This is a genomic window from Haemophilus sp. oral taxon 851 str. F0397, assembly GCF_000242295.1.
Lineage (GTDB): Bacteria > Pseudomonadota > Gammaproteobacteria > Enterobacterales > Pasteurellaceae > Haemophilus.
Map to the genome: position 1 here is coordinate 1 of NZ_JH591084.1, position 17,297 is coordinate 17,297.

A 17,297-nucleotide genomic window follows, 5' to 3' on the forward strand; every position below is an offset into this window, starting at 1 on the left:
TCAATTTTCGGACTTTGTGCAACTGCTACATAATGCCGTGATTTCCACCAATTTTTTACCGCACTTTCAATATCAGCTTGCACAAGTTCAGTCAATGTAAGGTGGGCGTAAACCCACGCGTATTATTAATAATATTCTTTTTTCGTGGGTTTACACCCACCCTATGGGCTGTAGTCTTCCTTATAGTCTGGAAATAACGTGGCAGGCAAATATACTTTTAAAAATTAAAGTAAAAAGGCATAATGGCAGTCCCATTTTTTATAATTATTTGTTTTAGGAGCAAAAAGATGAATATTTTATTATTAGACGGTGGTAAAGATTTCGGACATTCACATGGCGAGTTGAACCATACGCTTCATAAAAAAGCGAAAGAAGTTTTGACCGCACTTGGACACAATGTAAAAGAAACTGTGATCGATGCTGGCTATGATGTTGAAGCAGAAATCGAAAAATTTTTGTGGATGGATGCCGTAATTTGGCAGATGCCAAGTTGGTGGATGCACGAACCTTGGACAGTGAAAAAATACATAGACGAAGTATTAACCGCCGGACACGGCAAGCTTTACCACAGTGATGGTCGCCATCGTGTTAATCCAACCGAAGGCTACGGCACAGGTGGCTTGTTGCAAGGCAAAAAACACATGCTTTCACTTACTTGGAATGCGCCGATTGAAGCGTTCACTCGTGAAGGCGACTTCTTCGAAGGTAAAGGTGTGGATGTATTGTATATGCACTTCCACAAACTCAATGAGTTCATCGGCTTAAGCCGTCTGCCGACATTCTTATGTAACGATGTGATTAAAAACCCACAAGTAGAACAATACTTAGCCGATTACCAAGCACATTTAGAAAAAGTATTTGGTTAATTACAAAATATTAGTTTAGAAGGTGAGTATTTTTGCTTATCTTTTTTATTTTTCTCTAATCAAACTTCCTAACGGGGAAGGGAAGAGGAATAGACTGAGTTTAGATCACACAAACGTCCTAATTTTGAATTGAATTTGCAAAAACACCTAAAAATTTGACCGCACTTTAAAATAAAAAGATCTAAACATCCTCAATTTGAAACTGCTTACGCCAGCGATTCGGTGAAATCTTATGTTTTTTCAAGAAATGCTGACGCAAGGCGGTATCGCTATGAAATCCACTTTGTTCTGCAATATCAGTAATAGATAAATCTGTGCTTTCCAAAAGCTCTCTTGCTCGCTGTAGCCTTGCTTCAATTAACCATTGATTTAATGACATTCTGGTTGCTTTGCGAAAATGTCGGGTGAAAGTGCTACGGCTCATTGACAAACGTTCTGCAAGACTATCAGTCGAATGAAGTGCGGTCAGATTTTCATTTAAATAAGCAAGCAACGCATTGATATTATGATTAGGTGTGGAACGAGAAATAGGGCGTTCGATAAATTGTGCTTGTCCGCCTTCACGATGAGGGGGGATAACCAGTATTCGGGCAATATGATTGGCAATTTTCACGCCATATAATTTACGGACAATAGAAAGGCAACAATCCATGGAAGCGGCTGTTCCTGCTGAGGTAATCAGTCGATCTTGTTCCAAATAAATAGGATTTAAATCCCATTTCACCTGAGGAAAACGATTAGTAAAATCACTATCTCCTAGCCAATGTGTAGTTGCTTTTTTGCCGTTAAGTAGACCACTGCACGCCAACACATAGGCGCCATAACATAAACCCACCACTGTCGCACCACGTTGATATGCTTGCCGTAACGCCGTTAATAAAGCCTCACTCGGCATCACTTGAGTATCATGCCATCCAGTCATCACAACAATATCGGCATTCTCTAACCATTCTAAACCACCATCTAAATGTATGTGAAATAGCGAGTTTGTCAGGTCGTCCGAATCGCTAACGATTTTACACTCAAATAACGGCTTGCCGTTTAAATCCGACATAGAAAAAACGGAATATGCCATCGCAAAATGAATGGGCATCATTTGTTCATACACAATCAAAGCAACTGTGGGTTTATTCATTTTATTTCTCCTACTTTGATATGAGTATAACATAGAAATGACCCGATTATTACGTTTATTGATTTTTTATCTATTTTTGCGCAATTTTGTTCTCACTATAATATGTTTATTCATTCAATAACGTATAGAAAAGGAAAAACAATGAACTTAAAAACCTTAATTAGCACTACAGCATTGGCTATTAGTGCAAATACTTTCGCTGTAGATCTTGCCTCTAAAAACACTGATAGCTACCAACATATCCGCAATGCTACTGGTCGTCTGAACTACGCAGGGAAAACTTTTTTAATTGACCCGATGCTTGCTGAAAAAGGACGTTATGCAGGCTTTGAAGGAACATTAAATAGCCATTTGCGTAATCCACTTGTGGAATTACCGATGAAAGCAGAAGATACTTTCAAAGATGTTGATGCCATTATTTTGACTCATACACATGAAGATCATTGGGATGAGGTTGCACAAAAAATTTTACCTAAATCCATCAAAATTTTTGTGCAGCATGAACGGGATGGCGACTTACTCAAAGCGCAAGGTTTTACTAACATAACCAGTTTATCGCTAGAAAAACCAGTGGAGTTCGAAGGTATTATTTTAAATAAAACCGGCGGTTCTCACGGCACAACGGAAATGTACGCTGTACCACAATTAGCTGAGATTTTAGATGAGGCGATGGGCGTAACATTCCAAGCGAAAGGTCATCCAACGGTTTACTTGGTTGGTGACACAATTTGGACTGCCGAAGTAAACAAAGCCATTAATCGTTATAAACCAGATGTAATGATTATGAACACAGGTGATGCGCGTACCTTAGCTTTTCCGAATGACGGCATTATTATGGGGTTACAAGATGTTGCTCATGCTCGCCAAATGCTACCGAATACAAAACTTATCACGGTGCACATGGATGCGGTAAACCATATGTCTGTGTACCGTAAGGATTTACGCCAATTTGTCCAAGCAAACAAGCTTGAAAATATAGCAATTCCAGAAGATGGTGAAACAGTGAAGTTTTAAAAACAAGCGGTCAAGTTTTGATGGAGATTTGCAAAACACCTAAAAATTTGACCGCACTTTGTTATAAAAAAGCCGTCTGAATTTTCAGACGGCCTTTGATTATAGCCAGGCAAAGTCAGGCTATAAAAACCATACGCTATGCGTATGGAGACAAATAGCTTAAGCGATGAACAGAAAAAAATCCTCGCTATATAATGAACAAGGCTGACAACCAAAATTCAACATATAGGAGGATTATTTACCCCTCGTAGCGTGCATCTTGATGCACGACCGAATCACGCACGGAACGTTATTTAACCCTTTCGGGCATTCACGATTTCGTGCAACAAGTTGCACGCTACAATTCTTAAACCGACAGAATGCCCGATTATTCACAGCGACCAAGGTGTATTGTATGGCACGGCGGAATGGGTAAAGATGTTGGAGGGTAAAGCGGTGCAAAGTATGAGTCGCCGAGGAAATTGCTACGATAATGCGGTGATTGAAAGTTTTTTTGCGATACTAAAATCAGAGTGCTTTTACTCTCGGACTTATCATTCAATTGCTGAATTACAGGCTGCGCCAAGTATTCCAACATTTTTAACTGAAAATGGCTTAACTTATTGCACCCACGCTTCAGGTTTTTCATTTAATCCACAAACTGATGTTACTCGTCGCTTAGTCGAAAGCTATTTTGGCAAAATTTTAGATGAAACCGCTTGGGTAAAAGACAAAACACTCACTAAGGAAAGGAAAAATGAACACTCGTCCCTTTTATTTCGGACTTATATTTATTGCGATTATCGCTATACTTGCTAACTATTTAGGAAACACTGATTTTTCCCATCATTATCATATCAGTGCTTTAATTATTGCCATCTTGCTGGGAATGGCAATCGGCAATACCATTTATCCGCAATTTTCAACACGAGTGGAAAAAGGCGTTTTGTTTGCCAAAGGCACGCTTCTTCGCACTGGCATTGTGCTGTATGGTTTTCGCCTCACTTTTGGCGATATCTCCGATGTAGGATTAAATGCTGTTGTCACTGATGCAATCATGCTGATTTCAACCTTTTTTCTTACCGCACTTTTGGGCATTCGTTATCTAAAAATGGATAAACAATTGGTTTATCTCACTGGGGCAGGATGTAGTATTTGTGGTGCAGCAGCTGTCATGGCATCAGAGCCTGTTACCAAAGCAGAATCTCATAAAGTTTCAGTGGCGATTGCCGTAGTGGTCATTTTCGGGACGCTTGCTATTTTTACTTACCCCTTGTTCTACACGTGGTCACAAGATTTAATTAACGCCCATCAATTCGGTATTTATGTTGGTTCTAGTGTACACGAAGTGGCTCAAGTGTATGCGATTGGGGAAAATATTGATCCTATCGTGGCGAATACTGCCGTCATTTCCAAAATGATCCGAGTGATGATGATCGCACCATTTTTATTAATGCTTTCTTGGTTATTAACACGTAGTGATGGGGTATCAGAAAATACCTCACGCAAAATTACAATTCCTTGGTTTGCTGTACTTTTTATTGGCGTTGCGATTTTTAATTCTTTTGATTTATTACCAAAAGAACTCGTGAAATTATTAGTTGACATCGATTCTTTCTTATTAATTTCAGCGATGGCTGCGCTCGGCTTAACTACACAAGCAAGCGCAATCAAGAAAGCAGGATTAAAACCTCTGATTTTAGGAATACTAATTTATTTATGGCTAGTGGTTGGTGGATTTTTAGTGAATTATGGAATATCAAAATTAATATAAAATTCACTTAAGATTGACCGCACTTTGATCTGCACCCCAAAACCTGGACCCCACGATAGCGCGCGTTTCCTAACGCGTGCCTGAAAATCAATTTCGTTTGATTCAGATTTTTACTATTTTCATGAATAACTTCAATTTGCTTATTTTTTAGATAGATAAAACTACGCGTCAGAAGGGGGGCTATCTGGGGAGCCGTTGGCAAAGCCAACGTTCAGAATCCTTTTGATTTTATGACCGCACTTTTTTGTCATTAGAAGAAAATGAAGAACTTAAACAGGTAATCACTTTATCGCCAAATATCACTTTTCCGGTAAACTTTATTCGTGAGCTTGCCTCGGGATTTTGCTAACTCCGAAACCACAATAGATTGTAATGGCACAAGCGAGGACGCTTGCGCTATCAGGGGGACTTCGACGGTGATGCTTATGTGGTGTTGGTTATCGTGTTTGTGTCACTGTTTGAATACCTGATTACCAAGCCTTTGGAAATTTTGTTTATGCCGTGGAGAAGGTGATGCTCTGTCTTGAAAACGTGCGTTTTGAAATTCTCCGTGACCCCATCGTGCACGATTTCAGTTTGAACCAGCAACATGGCGAAGTGAAAGCTTTGTTCGGGCCGAGCGGCTGTGGCAAGACGACGGTTTTGCGTTTGATTGCGGGCTTGGAAACGCCGAAATCGGGCACGATACGCAATACTTTCCGCAAAACGGGTTTTCTGTTTCAGGAAAACCGCCTGCCGGAAAACTTGACCGCGATGCAGAATATCGCTATTTTTATGGACAAACCCGATGAAGGCGAAATCATCGCGCTGGCGGCGAAAGTCGGGCGGACTGCGGGCGATTTGAACAAATATCCGACCGAATTGTCCGGCGGCATGGCGAAACGGGTAGCATTTTTGCGCCTGCTGCTGTGCGGCTGCTGCTGTGCGGCTGCGACCTTGCCTTGCTGGACGAGCCGTTCGTCGGTTTGGACCGCGATTTGCGCGATATTTTGGTCGCCATGCTGGTGGAAAAAATCGATCGGCAGGGCATGTATGCTGGTAACGCACGACCGCTTCGAAGCCGCACGCCTGAGCCATGAAATCATGCTGCTTTCCACTAAGGGCATGAACGTGCAAAACGTGATTACCCTGCCTACGCCGCTGTCCGAACGCGATTCGGCTTTTGAAGAAGCCGTGGTGGCAAGAGAGTTTCAGGGGATTCATTATTATGAGTGATAGGAATTTAAATTTCTGACAAACCTTGCGGTTCGTTGCCCTCTCCCTAACCCTCTCCCACGGGGAAAGGGGATCAGGTTTCTCAAAATCAGAGAGCCGTAGAATTGGGAATCAGATGTCAGGTAAACCTGAAAATGTTCAGGCTCGACAGCCCAATTCCCTCTCCCCGTGGGAGAGGGCTAGGGAGAGGGTAAGCAAGCCGCAGGCTTGCCTCTTTAGCGAAAGATACGAATCTGTTATCCGAACGCGATTCGGTTTTTGAAAAAGCCGTGGTGCCAAGGGGGCAGGGGATTCATTATGAGGTGCTTTATGTTTTCGACTGTGATTACTGCTGCTGTTTTATATATTGCTACAGCAGTAGATTTGTTGGTAATACTATTAATATTTTTTGCTAGAGCAAATACTAGAAAAGAATATCGAGATATTTATATCGGACAATATTTAGGTTCTGTAATTTTAATATTAGTTAGTTTATTTCTAGCTTTTGTTTTGAATTATGTTCCGGAAAAATGGGTGTTGGGTTTATTAGGTTTAATACCGATTTACTTAGGTATTAAAGTTGCTATTTACGACGATTGTGAGGGCGAAAAAAGAGCTAAAAAAGAATTGGATGAAAAAGGGTTGTCAAAATTAGTCGGTATTGTTGCTTTGGTTACAGTTGCTAGTTGTGGTGCAGATAATATTGGACTTTTTGTTCCTTACTTTGTGACTTTAGATCTTGTCGACTTATTAGTTACTCTTCTTGTATTTTTAATATTGATTTTTGTTTTAGTATATACAGCACAAAGATTGGCTAATATTTCAGGTGTTGGTGAAATTGTAGAGAAGTTTAGTCGTTGGATAATGGCTGTTATTTATATTGGTTTAGGGTTATTTATTATTATTGAAAATAATACAATTCAAACAATAATATCAATAATATGAATGATACGGGCATTTGAGTATCTGACAAACCTTCGGCTTGCTTCTTCAATACAAGATACAACCCTGTCCGCCCAATAAATCCATATCCGAAAGCATCTTCATGCAGAATTAAGCCAAACCATGAATAAGTTTTTCACCCACCCCATGCAGCCGTTTTTCGTCGGTGCGGCGGTGCTTGCCATACTCGGCGCGTTGGTGTTTTTCATCAGCTCCGGTGCCGTCATTTTGAAATGAAACCAAATCAAAGCCAATTGAACCGTCATCTACTTGTGTATGGCCATCACGACCGCCGATTGCTGTTGCTGTTGCTGATGTTTTGTAGAAAATTTTCATAATGTTTTCCTCATTTAATATTGGTTAATATGTTTTGGCGTACCGCCGTTGAAAGTGAGTACATTATATTGAACGGCAATATGAAGTGTTATATGATTTATTCAAATTACTTGCCTATTCCTACAAAATCATGTTCTCAACTGAAACGATAGAACGCTTATTACAAGTTATTCCACATAACGAACTCTATTCATCACCGATTAAAGGCTTATTTCTTCGCCATTCAGATCAACCATTTTGTTACGAAGGTATTATTCAAGAGCCGAGCATTTGCATCGTGTTAAGCGGAGAACGTGAAGTGCAGTTAGGCGAACAATGCTACCGATTTGATAATCAATATTTTATGTTTTGCCCAGTAAACATACCGATGCGTGGCGAGATTAAATGTGCAGAGCCGCAAAAGCCGTTTTTAGTGATGTCGATGAAAATTGATATTGAGAGCGTTAGCAAGATTTTATTAGCAAATCCAAACCTTGCAGATGATGTTCAAAAGGGCGACGAAGGTTTTGCACAATGGCATCTGGATGAATCTCTCAAAAATGCTGTTGAACGTCTATTTCTATTGCACGAAAATCCAAAAGATATTGAATTTCTTGCACCACTTATCCAACAAGAAATCTACTATCGGTTGCTTACTGGTGAGCAAGGATATAAACTTAAAGCGATGGTAAGCATTGGATCTCATACGCAAAAAATTGCCCAATCCACCCACTATCTACAACAGCATTTCAGTGAAACCATTACCGTGGAAACCTTGGCAAATCTGAGCGGCATGTCATTATCTGGTTTTCACAGCCATTTTAAGAAGATAACCAGCCTTTCACCGCTGCAATATCAAAAATCCTTACGTCTAATGGAAGCCAGACGACTGATCTCACAAGAAGGGAGAGACATTACCGAAGCCGCTTACCAAGTCGGCTACGAATCGCCTAGCCAATTCAGCCGTGAATACAAACGCTATTTCGGGCATGCGCCAAAGGGGGATATTAAATAGATGAGGCTTAAAGATAGGTTCAAAAACACTTAAAAATTTGACCGCTCTTAGTCATAAAAAATCCATCTTCAATACGAAGATGGATTTTTTGTTTATTTCGTTGAGATTGTTGTTCTTTAACAACTTCCCCATAAATCATATTCATCAGAATTTGTGATAGTTACTTTAATCACGTCACCGACTTTTACATTGATTCCGCTTAAATTATCTACATAAACTAATCCATCAACTTCAGGGGCATCTGCTTTAGAGCGGCCAATAATGCCTTCTTCGTCAATTTCATCCACTAATACATCAAGGGTTTTACCGATTTTTTGTTTTAAACGGTTTGCAGAAATTTCCTGTTGTAATTGCATGAAACGATGGAAGCGTTCTTCTTTCACATCTTCTGGTACTTGGTCAGCCATCTCTGTTGCAGGTGCACCTTCAACTGGGCTGAATTTGAAACAGCCTACGCGATCAAGTTGGGCTTCTTTTAAGAAATCGAGCAATAATTGGAAATCTTCTTCGGTTTCACCTGGGAAACCTACAATAAAGGTGGAGCGCAATGTTAAATCTGGGCAAATTTCACGCCATTGCTTAATGCGTTCTAAAGTGCGGTCAATACTGCCCGGTCTTTTCATTGCTTTTAAGATTTTAGGGCTGGCGTGTTGTAATGGAATGTCTAAATACGGCAAGAGCGTGCCGTCAGCCATTAATGGAATTAAATCATCCACATGCGGATAGGGATACACATAATGTAAGCGAACCCAAATGCCAAGTTTGCCAAGTTGTTTACAAAGCGTCATTAAATCATTTTTAATTGGCATGCCATTCCAGAAAGCCGTTTTTACACCACCCTCTTGGCGTTTTAAATCCATGGAATAAGCGGAAGTGTCTTGGGATACCACAAGCAATTCTTTTACGCCTGCTTCGGCTAAACGTTTTGCTTCGTCCAAAACTTGCGTAATAGAACGGCTTTCTAAATCACCACGCATAGATGGAATAATACAGAACGTACAACGGTGATCACAGCCTTCAGAAATCTTCAAATAGGCATAATGTTTTGGTGTCAGTTTTACGCCTTGTTTTGGCACTAAGCTGGTGTAAGGGCTATGTGTCGGTTTTGGTACGTATTTGTGAACTTGAGCCATCACTGTTTCATAACTATGTGGGCCGCTGACTTCCAAAACTTTAGGATGCACTTCACGAATTTGGTCTTCTTTTGCTCCCAAACAGCCAGTTACAATAACGCGTCCATTTTCTTCCAATGCTTCACCGATCGCTTCCAGTGATTCTTGTACCGCGCTATCAATAAAGCCACAAGTGTTCACAATCACTAAATCAACATTTTCATAGCTTGGCACAATGTTGTAACCATCGGTGCGTAGTTCCGTTAAGATTCGTTCAGAATCTACTAAGTTTTTTGGGCAACCAAGGCTTACAAAGCCAATGCTTGGGGTTGAATTTTGCATAAAAATAATCGTTCTTTCGCTTTATAAAATTTCAAGCGCAAGATTTTACTCAATTTTCGCAAGAAAGGCGATAAATTAAAGGTTTCGAATGGTAAAGATTTTAAGCTAAGTGATGTAGAATAGACGATTATGTCGGACTTATTTTTATCATTATGGAAAATTCATCTTTACTTTTAACCGCACTTTTCGATCCTTATCACTTAATTATTTTTAGCAAAATGCTGCTGGCGATGGTGCTTGGCAGTGTTATTGGCTTAGAACGTGAACTTAAGCGCAAACCTGTGGGCGTGAAAACTTGCGCCATTATTGCCGTCACCACTTGTGTGCTAACGATTGTTTCGATTCAAGCCGCAGAGCATTATGCGCAAGTTTCAGAAAATATTCGTACGGATCCGATGCGTCTTGCGGCGCAAGTGATTAGTGGCATCGGTTTTTTAGGTGCAGGTGTGATTTTGCATAAGAAAAATGATGCGATTTCAGGTTTAACCACTGCGGCGATTATTTGGGCTTCTGCGGGGATTGGTATTGCTGCTGGGGCGGGTTTCGTGTTTGATGCGGTTATCGCAACGGTGATGATTTTGGTGTCTATTCGATTAAGTCCGTTGGTTCAACGTTGGGTACATCGTAAATCACAACGTCGTCGGACAAAATTCAATATTCTTGTCAATGGTGCGGAAAGCATTGGAAAAGTGACTCAATTGTTAGTAAACAATCAGTATCGTATTGAACATATACAGGTGAAAGATCAAAGTAGTGGTGAAGTGCGGTTACAAATTCGCTGTTTTTCCATTGATTCCACAATGTTGAAAGATGCGTATGCATTGTTGAAAGCGGAAGAAGGCGTGATAAGTGTCGAAGTAGATAACTAGAAAAAGAGCGGTCAAGTTAAATTTTCTTTTAAATTGACCGCTCTTTTTTATTTCTTATTTAATTTCTTTCGCAAAATGTAAATTTCCATGAAAAATACTTGATTTTGCTAACGCTATCTTGTAATTAATAATTCTATTCAAACACAACAAACGAAGGAAACAACAATGAAAAATGTAGGCTTTATCGGCTGGCGCGGAATGGTGGGTTCCGTATTAATGGATCGTATGTCGCAGGAAAATGATTTTGCAAATCTTAATCCTGTATTTTTTACAACTTCACAAGCAGGTCAAAAAGCACCTGTATTTGGTGGCAAGGATGCAGGCGAACTTAAAAATGCATTCGATATTGAAGAACTCAAAAAATTAGACATTATCGTGACTTGCCAAGGTGGTGATTATACTAATGAAGTCTATCCAAAATTAAAAGCAACAGGTTGGGATGGTTATTGGGTTGATGCCGCGTCTGCACTACGTATGAAAGATGATGCAATTATTGTGCTTGATCCAGTAAACCAACACGTAATTTCTGAAGGTTTGAAAAAAGGCATTAAAACCTTCGTGGGCGGTAACTGTACCGTAAGTTTAATGCTTATGGCTATCGGCGGTCTATTTGAAAAAGATTTGGTGGAATGGATTTCTGTGGCAACTTACCAAGCGGCTTCAGGTGCCGGCGCAAAAAATATGCGTGAATTACTTTCACAAATGGGCTTATTAGAACAAGCGGTTTCAAGTGAATTAAAAGATCCAGCTTCATCTATTTTAGATATTGAACGTAAAGTGACGGCAGAAATGCGTTCTGATAGTTTCCCAACCGAAAACTTTGGTGCAGCATTAGGTGGCAGCTTAATCCCTTGGATTGACAAACTTCTTCCAGAAACAGGACAAACTAAAGAGGAATGGAAAGGTTATGCAGAAACCAACAAAATTTTAGGTTTAAGCAACAATCCAATTCCTGTTGATGGTTTATGTGTACGTATTGGTGCATTACGTTGCCACAGCCAAGCGTTTACCATCAAACTGAAAAAAGACTTACCATTAGAAGAAATCGAACAAATTATTGCATCACATAATGAATGGGTGAAAGTGATTCCAAACGACAAAGAAACCACATTGCGTGAATTAACGCCAGCGAAAGTAACAGGTACATTAAGCGTACCAGTTGGGCGTTTACGTAAATTGGCAATGGGTCCTGAATATTTGGCTGCCTTTACTGTGGGCGACCAATTATTATGGGGCGCGGCAGAGCCAGTTCGCCGTATCTTAAAACAATTGGTAGCATAATTGGCAGAGTGCGTGAGGTCAAATCTCACGCACTTTTTCTTTCTTTTGTATGCGTTGATATATCCCATCTAAAAACTTATGAATCGAGAATCCAACTTTACTCAATTTGCCTTTACCGAACTGTTACCTTTTTTCAATCAATTTCCAACGCAATATTTCACTGGCAAAAATAATGTTCAAATCGCTTATCGTTATTTAATCCACGCAAAAAGTGCGGATAGAAAATTGATGATTTTAGTGAATGGCCGTGCTGAAAATATGTTGAAATGGTCAGAGCCTGCTTATGATTTTTATCATCAAGGCTATGATGTGTTGCTATTTGATCACCGAGGTCAAGGATATTCAACCCATTTGCTGAAGGATTCTGAAAAAGGGCATTTAGACGAATTTCGTTTCTATGTCGATGACATGGCGAAAATCATCGAAAAAGTAACCGCACTTTTCAGCTATTCAACGCAGCATTTGCTTGCTCATTCGATGGGCGCATTGATTGCAACGTATTATTTGGCAAATTGTGATCATCGCATTAATAAAGCAGTACTTTCTTCTCCTTTTTACGGCATTCCTTTAAAGCACCCTATTAGAGATGAACTGATTATTGCCCTGATGAATATGCTGGGGCAGGGCGAGCGTTATGTTTTTGGTAAAGGGCCTTATCAACAAGCCCACTTGGAATACAATGAACTAAGTTTCTGTAAAACCAGAATGAAATGGATGAATCGTGTCAATCGTAAAAATCCAGCAATTCATCTTGGCGGACCAACATTCCGTTGGGTGCATTTGTGTTTGAATGCAATTAAACGTTTGCCGCAAGTTATTCCTAAGATTGAAATTCCAATCCTAATTTTACAAGCCGAAAAAGAAAAAATCGTAGATAACAAAAATCTTGAAAAATTAACCGCACTTTTTCCGAATGCTCAATGTAAAGTTGTATTGAACGCGAAACATGAGGTGTTATTTGAAAAAGATAATGTTCGAAGAAATGTACTTAAAAGTGTTAATCATTTTCTAAATGTTCAAAGTTGATATTAAGCATTATATATTGATTTATATAATATTTTTTTTCTGATGGTTATAAAATTTTCCCTTGAGAAATATCAAGGTTTTTTATTTACAAAACCTCTACAATCGACCCTAACTCTAAGTAGTTAGGGTTGTTTTTTATTATTTTATTGGAGTGGCTATGTCAAAAATGAAAAAAATAGTAACCGCACTTTGTTTAGTCGGTGTCGGGGTGGGGGCATTATGGGGTTCTCAGTGGATAATGCACAAAACGAGTACACCAGAGTTTTGTGCTAGTTGTCATTCAATGAGTTATCCACAACAGGAGTGGGAAGGCTCTAGCCATTTTGCTAATGCAAAAGGGGTTAGAGCACAATGTTCAGATTGTCATATTCCAAAAGAAGGCTGGCATTATGTGAAAGCTAAATTTATAGCATTGAAAGATTTGTGGTATGAGGCTCAAGGAAAAATCGATAATAAAGAAAAATATGAAGCACACAGAGCGGAACTTGCTCAAATTGTATGGGATGAAATGAAGGCTAACGATTCTGAAACTTGTCGTTCTTGCCATAGTTTTGATGCAATGGAACTTTCAAAACAAACTAAGTTAGCTAAGCAAACTCATACGGAGGCGCAAACAAACGGTCAAACTTGTATTGATTGTCACAAGGGAATTGTGCATTTCCTCCCTGAGGTACACGGTGATCAAAATGTACAAAAATCCTCTGAAGCAAAAGGTGGATCTATCTCTGATGGTTCAGCGATTTTTGCTACTGAAATGGTAAAAGCGACCAATGCTAAAGGAAATGAGGTTCGCTTAATGCCTTATGCTGAATTAATGCAATGGAAAGTGGATGGTAATCAAATTCAAGGTATTTTACATGGCTGGCAACAAGTGGGGGCTGAAGCAGTCGTGTATCAAGAATTAGGTAAACGTATCACGCTTGCTTTAATGGACGAAGATGCACGTACTCATGTTCAAGTATTAAAAACAGTTCATGATGCAGTAACAGATTCTGATTGGAAAGAAATCAGTGTTACGGTGAATGTAGCTAAAGAAAAAATGACATCAGATTTAACCGCACTTAATCAATACGGTAGTCAGTTAAATCAAACTCAATGTAGTAGTTGTCATGCGGCAATTAGTTCAGATCATTACACGGCTAACCAATGGATTGGTGTGGTGAATTCTATGAAAGACCGTACATCAATGAACAAAGATGAAGTACGTGCATTAACTATTTATCTGCAACGCAATGCCAAAGATATGGCAAAACAATAATTACTGAGTATCTAAAACGAGGCTGAAATGAAAAAGAATAACGTAAACGAACAACGTCGTGATTTTCTGAAAAAAACATCTTTGGGCGTGGCTGGTAGTGCTCTTTCCGGTGGTATGGTGGGCATTGTATCAAAAAGTGCGGTAGCAAAAGAAGCTGAAATGAAAACGGTAGTGACTGCCGCTCACTGGGGATCTCTTGGGGTTGTTGTACAAGATGGTAAGGTCGTGAAATCTGGTCCTGCTATTGAGCCTGCAGTGCCGAACGAGTTGCAAACAGTTGTTGCCGATCAATTGTATAGCGAAGCCCGCGTGAAATATCCAATGGTACGCAAAGGCTTTTTAGCTAATCCAGGAAAAAGCGATACCACAATGCGTGGTCGTGATGAATGGGTGCGTGTTTCTTGGGATGAAGCGTTAGATTTGGTACACAATCAACTTAAACGTGTACGTGACGAACATGGGCCAACAGGTATTTTTGCCGGTTCTTATGGTTGGTTTAGCTGTGGTTCATTACATGCTTCTCGTACATTATTACAGCGCTACATGAACGCTACAGGTGGTTTTGTGGGCCACAAAGGGGATTACTCTACGGGGGCTGCGCAAGTAATTATGCCACATGTGCTTGGTACTATTGAGGTCTATGAACAACAAACCAGCTGGGAGTCTGTGCTAGAAAACAGCGATATCATTGTGCTTTGGTCAGCAAATCCACTTACAACCATGCGTATTGCTTGGATGTCCACCGACCAAAAAGGGATTGAATATTTCAAAAAATTCCAAGCGAGTGGAAAACGCATTATTTGTATCGACCCACAAAAAAGCGAAACTTGCCAAATGCTGAATGCAGAATGGATTCCGGTGAATACCGCAACGGATGTGCCATTAATGCTTGGTATTGCGCATACTTTAGTTGAACAAGGCAAGCACGATAAAGATTTCTTGAAAAAATACACATCGGGTTACGCTAAATTTGAAGAATATTTATTAGGTAAAACCGATGGCCAACCAAAAACAGCAGAATGGGCGGCAAAAATTTGTGGTGTACCGGCAGAAACAATTAAGCAACTTGCAGCCGATTTCTCTAGCAAACGTACCATGTTAATGGGTGGCTGGGGTATGCAACGTCAACGCCATGGCGAACAAACCCACTGGATGTTAGTAACGCTAGCTTCTATGTTAGGACAAATTGGCTTGCCGGGTGGTGGTTTCGGTTTAAGTTATCACTATTCAAATGGTGGGGTGCCAACGGCGACTGGTGGTATTATCGGCTCCATTACCGCAAGTCCATCAGGCAAAGCAGGTGCAAAAACATGGTTAGATGATACGTCTAAATCTGCTTTCCCATTGGCGCGTATTTCAGATGTGTTGCTCAATCCTGGCAAAAAAATTCATTATAACGGTACTGAAATTACTTACCCTGATATCAAAGCAGTATATTGGGCTGGCGGTAACCCATTTGTTCACCATCAAGATACCAATACCTTAGTGAAAGCTTTCCAGAAACCTGATGTGGTGATTGTCAATGAGGTGAACTGGACGCCAACTGCACGCATGGCAGATATTGTGTTACCAGCTACGACGAGTTATGAACGTAATGACTTAACCATGGCTGGCGACTACTCCATGATGAGTGTTTATCCAATGAAACAAGTGGTTCCCCCACAATTTGAAGCGAAAAATGACTACGATATTTTCGTTGAGCTTGCTAAACGTGCCGGTGTGGAAGAACAATACACAGAAGGTAAAACTGAAATGGAATGGTTGGAAGAATTCTATAATGCAGCCTTTAGTGCCGCACGTGCAAACCGTGTAGCAATGCCACGTTTTGACAAATTCTGGGCAGAAAATAAACCATTAAGTTTTGAGGTGGGTGAAGCTGCGAAGGAATGGGTGCGTTATGGTGAATTCCGTGAAGATCCATTGCTCAATCCTCTCGGCACGCCGTCAGGTAAAATTGAGATTTTCTCTGATGTTATCGAGAAAATGCATTATAACGACTGTAAAGGTCACCCAAGCTGGATGGAACCAGAAGAGTTTGCAGGTAATGTGACGGAAGAATATCCTTTAGCTTTAGTGACACCACATCCTTATTATCGCTTACATAGCCAATTAGCTCATACTTCATTACGTCAAAAATACGCAGTAAATGATCGTGAACCAGTGATGATTCATCCTGAAGATGCGGTCGCACGTGGAATTAAAGAAGGTGATATTGTTCGCATTCATAGCAAACGCGGTCAAGTGCTTGCAGGTGCGGTTGTAACAGAAAATATCATCAAAGGTACCATTGCTCTACATGAGGGTGCATGGTATGACCCAAATGAACTTGGTAAAGGTGAAAAACCATTATGTAAAAATGGTTGTGCAAATGTGTTAACTCGAGATGAAGGTACATCTAAACTGGCACAAGGCAATTCACCAAATACTTGTATCGTTCAGATTGAGAAATTTACAGGTGTAGCACCAGAAGTTACGGTATTTAAACAACCTAACCAGGTGGCGTAAAACTATTAGAAATATAACCGCACTTCAAAAAGTGCGGTTCTTTTTTTAATAATAGAACGAGGGGGCATTAACAGCACTAAATTCTAAACATGAGGTGTTATTTGAGTAAGATGAATTAAGACGGGAAACAATATCTAAGATTTTAGTATTTTTGAATGATAAGTAGATTTTTATTCAATAATATATTTAATGTGTAGATAAAATATTCAAACAGGTATGTTTTTCAAAAAATGGTTTGACATATTTTCTAAAAAACGTATTATACCGCTCACACCGATTGTGGTGAGATGGCCGAGCAGGCTGAAGGCGCTCCCCTGCTAAGGGAGTATGGGGTTAAAAAGCTCCATCGAGGGTTCGAATCCCTCTCTCACCGCCATTGTTTGTTTTATTTATTCTGCACCCGTAGCTCAGCTGGATAGAGTACTCGGCTACGAACCGAGCGGTCAGAGGTTCGAATCCTCTCGGGTGCGCCATTTTAAAACGGCTCTATCTTATTAAAGTGGTTATGAATAATTAAAGCATCGTCTACGCACCCGTAGCTCAGCTGGATAGAGTACTCGGCTACGAACCGAGCGGTCAAAGGTTCGAATCCTTTCGGGTGCGCCATTTCACTTTATTCAAGTCTATAGATTTCCAATTACTTTCTAATAATCACAGTATTTGTTATATT

The 17,297-nt window shown here is 40.1% G+C and carries 14 protein-coding genes, 3 tRNA genes and 3 pseudogenes; 17 read left to right on the forward strand and 3 right to left on the reverse strand.

The window, feature by feature from the left end; translation table 11 throughout:
- The first annotated feature begins 287 nt into the window (after nt 1–287).
- A complete protein-coding gene (locus HMPREF9096_RS00150) occupies nt 288–866 on the forward strand; it encodes an NAD(P)H-dependent oxidoreductase (protein ID WP_032803643.1) in 579 nt (192 codons plus the stop codon).
- A 181-nt stretch (nt 867–1,047) separates the two neighbouring features.
- Here HMPREF9096_RS00150 and HMPREF9096_RS00145 read toward each other — a convergent pair whose 3' ends face one another.
- Complete coding sequence (locus tag HMPREF9096_RS00145; protein WP_009501094.1) at nt 1,048–2,001, reverse strand: GlxA family transcriptional regulator; 954 nt, start codon at nt 1,999–2,001, stop codon at nt 1,048–1,050.
- 141 nt (nt 2,002–2,142) lie between these two features.
- On the opposite strand from HMPREF9096_RS00145, the gene HMPREF9096_RS00140 reads away from it, so the two are divergent.
- The 7 genes and pseudogenes from HMPREF9096_RS00140 (at nt 2,143) to HMPREF9096_RS00125 (ending at nt 6,907) form a co-directional block, all read left to right on the forward strand.
- The gene (locus HMPREF9096_RS00140) at nt 2,143–3,015 is read left to right on the forward strand and encodes an MBL fold metallo-hydrolase (RefSeq protein ID WP_032803645.1); all 873 of its coding nucleotides are present in this window, start codon (nt 2,143–2,145) and stop codon (nt 3,013–3,015) included.
- Between the two features lie 444 nt (nt 3,016–3,459).
- A pseudogene (locus HMPREF9096_RS09485) lies at nt 3,460–3,657 on the forward strand (integrase core domain-containing protein); the annotation flags it as partial.
- Nucleotides 3,646–3,729, forward strand: a pseudogene (locus HMPREF9096_RS09450) (peptide ABC transporter ATP-binding protein); the annotation flags it as partial. The pseudogenes HMPREF9096_RS09485 and HMPREF9096_RS09450, both read left to right, overlap by 12 nt.
- Before the next feature lie 22 nt (nt 3,730–3,751).
- A complete protein-coding gene (locus tag HMPREF9096_RS00135; RefSeq protein WP_009501097.1) occupies nt 3,752–4,768 on the forward strand; it encodes a YeiH family protein in 1,017 nt (338 codons plus the stop codon).
- A gap of 386 nt (nt 4,769–5,154) precedes the next feature.
- A pseudogene (locus HMPREF9096_RS09280) lies at nt 5,155–5,282 on the forward strand (ABC transporter permease); the annotation flags it as partial.
- The gene (locus HMPREF9096_RS09000; RefSeq protein WP_253269215.1) at nt 5,282–5,983 is read left to right on the forward strand and encodes an ATP-binding cassette domain-containing protein; all 702 of its coding nucleotides are present in this window, start codon (nt 5,282–5,284) and stop codon (nt 5,981–5,983) included. The pseudogene HMPREF9096_RS09280 and the gene HMPREF9096_RS09000, both read left to right, overlap by 1 nt.
- Nucleotides 5,984–6,292: 309 nt before the next feature.
- Nucleotides 6,293–6,907: a CadD family cadmium resistance transporter gene (locus HMPREF9096_RS00125; protein ID WP_003766668.1), complete on the forward strand. Its 615-nt coding sequence runs from the start codon at nt 6,293–6,295 to the stop codon at nt 6,905–6,907.
- 108 nt (nt 6,908–7,015) lie between these two features.
- Here HMPREF9096_RS00125 and HMPREF9096_RS00120 read toward each other — a convergent pair whose 3' ends face one another.
- On the reverse strand, nt 7,016–7,240 hold the full coding sequence (locus tag HMPREF9096_RS00120; RefSeq protein ID WP_009501100.1) for a hypothetical protein: 225 nt from the start codon (nt 7,238–7,240) through the stop codon (nt 7,016–7,018).
- Between the two features lie 85 nt (nt 7,241–7,325).
- Between HMPREF9096_RS00120 and HMPREF9096_RS00115 the strand changes: the two genes are divergently transcribed.
- On the forward strand, nt 7,326–8,234 hold the full coding sequence (locus HMPREF9096_RS00115) for an AraC family transcriptional regulator (protein ID WP_172633387.1): 909 nt from the start codon (nt 7,326–7,328) through the stop codon (nt 8,232–8,234).
- A gap of 116 nt (nt 8,235–8,350) precedes the next feature.
- Here HMPREF9096_RS00115 and rimO read toward each other — a convergent pair whose 3' ends face one another.
- Complete coding sequence (gene rimO / locus HMPREF9096_RS00110; protein WP_009501103.1) at nt 8,351–9,688, reverse strand: 30S ribosomal protein S12 methylthiotransferase RimO; 1,338 nt, start codon at nt 9,686–9,688, stop codon at nt 8,351–8,353.
- Nucleotides 9,689–9,840: 152 nt separating this feature from the next.
- Between rimO and HMPREF9096_RS00105 the strand changes: the two genes are divergently transcribed.
- From HMPREF9096_RS00105 to HMPREF9096_RS00070, 8 genes are all read left to right on the forward strand, one after another.
- Entirely contained in the window at nt 9,841–10,557 is a 717-nt protein-coding gene (locus HMPREF9096_RS00105) for an MgtC/SapB family protein (protein WP_009501104.1), read from the forward strand.
- 165 nt (nt 10,558–10,722) lie between these two features.
- Entirely contained in the window at nt 10,723–11,838 is a 1,116-nt protein-coding gene (gene asd, locus HMPREF9096_RS00100; RefSeq protein WP_009501105.1) for an aspartate-semialdehyde dehydrogenase, read from the forward strand.
- Nucleotides 11,839–11,916: 78 nt separating this feature from the next.
- A complete protein-coding gene (locus tag HMPREF9096_RS00095) occupies nt 11,917–12,864 on the forward strand; it encodes an alpha/beta fold hydrolase (RefSeq protein WP_009501106.1) in 948 nt (315 codons plus the stop codon).
- Between the two features lie 157 nt (nt 12,865–13,021).
- A complete protein-coding gene (locus HMPREF9096_RS00090; RefSeq protein WP_032803647.1) occupies nt 13,022–14,122 on the forward strand; it encodes a NapC/NirT family cytochrome c in 1,101 nt (366 codons plus the stop codon).
- 27 nt (nt 14,123–14,149) lie between these two features.
- Nucleotides 14,150–16,627: a trimethylamine-N-oxide reductase TorA gene (gene torA / locus HMPREF9096_RS00085; protein WP_009501108.1), complete on the forward strand. Its 2,478-nt coding sequence runs from the start codon at nt 14,150–14,152 to the stop codon at nt 16,625–16,627.
- Nucleotides 16,628–16,908: 281 nt separating this feature from the next.
- Nucleotides 16,909–17,003 (forward strand) — tRNA-Ser (locus HMPREF9096_RS00080).
- Nucleotides 17,004–17,023: 20 nt separating this feature from the next.
- A tRNA-Arg gene (locus HMPREF9096_RS00075) sits at nt 17,024–17,100 on the forward strand.
- A gap of 56 nt (nt 17,101–17,156) precedes the next feature.
- Nucleotides 17,157–17,233 (forward strand) — tRNA-Arg (locus HMPREF9096_RS00070).
- Nucleotides 17,234–17,297: the final 64 nt, after the last annotated feature.

Excerpts from the sequence above, each read along its gene's own strand:
- HMPREF9096_RS00140 (WP_032803645.1), top strand. The coding sequence starts at position 2,143 with ATGAACTTAAAAACCTTAATTAGCACTACAGCATTGGCTATTAGTGCA.
- HMPREF9096_RS00145 (WP_009501094.1), bottom strand. The coding sequence starts at position 2,001 with ATGAATAAACCCACAGTTGCTTTGATTGTGTATGAACAAATGATGCCC.
- HMPREF9096_RS00120 (WP_009501100.1), bottom strand. The coding sequence starts at position 7,240 with ATGAAAATTTTCTACAAAACATCAGCAACAGCAACAGCAATCGGCGGT.
- HMPREF9096_RS09000 (WP_253269215.1), top strand. The coding sequence starts at position 5,282 with ATGCTCTGTCTTGAAAACGTGCGTTTTGAAATTCTCCGTGACCCCATC.
- rimO (WP_009501103.1), bottom strand. The coding sequence starts at position 9,688 with ATGCAAAATTCAACCCCAAGCATTGGCTTTGTAAGCCTTGGTTGCCCA.
- HMPREF9096_RS00150 (WP_032803643.1), top strand. The coding sequence starts at position 288 with ATGAATATTTTATTATTAGACGGTGGTAAAGATTTCGGACATTCACAT.
- torA (WP_009501108.1), top strand. The coding sequence starts at position 14,150 with ATGAAAAAGAATAACGTAAACGAACAACGTCGTGATTTTCTGAAAAAA.
- HMPREF9096_RS00135 (WP_009501097.1), top strand. The coding sequence starts at position 3,752 with ATGAACACTCGTCCCTTTTATTTCGGACTTATATTTATTGCGATTATC.
- HMPREF9096_RS00090 (WP_032803647.1), top strand. The coding sequence starts at position 13,022 with ATGTCAAAAATGAAAAAAATAGTAACCGCACTTTGTTTAGTCGGTGTC.
- HMPREF9096_RS00095 (WP_009501106.1), top strand. The coding sequence starts at position 11,917 with ATGAATCGAGAATCCAACTTTACTCAATTTGCCTTTACCGAACTGTTA.
- HMPREF9096_RS00105 (WP_009501104.1), top strand. The coding sequence starts at position 9,841 with ATGGAAAATTCATCTTTACTTTTAACCGCACTTTTCGATCCTTATCAC.
- asd (WP_009501105.1), top strand. The coding sequence starts at position 10,723 with ATGAAAAATGTAGGCTTTATCGGCTGGCGCGGAATGGTGGGTTCCGTA.
- HMPREF9096_RS00125 (WP_003766668.1), top strand. The coding sequence starts at position 6,293 with ATGTTTTCGACTGTGATTACTGCTGCTGTTTTATATATTGCTACAGCA.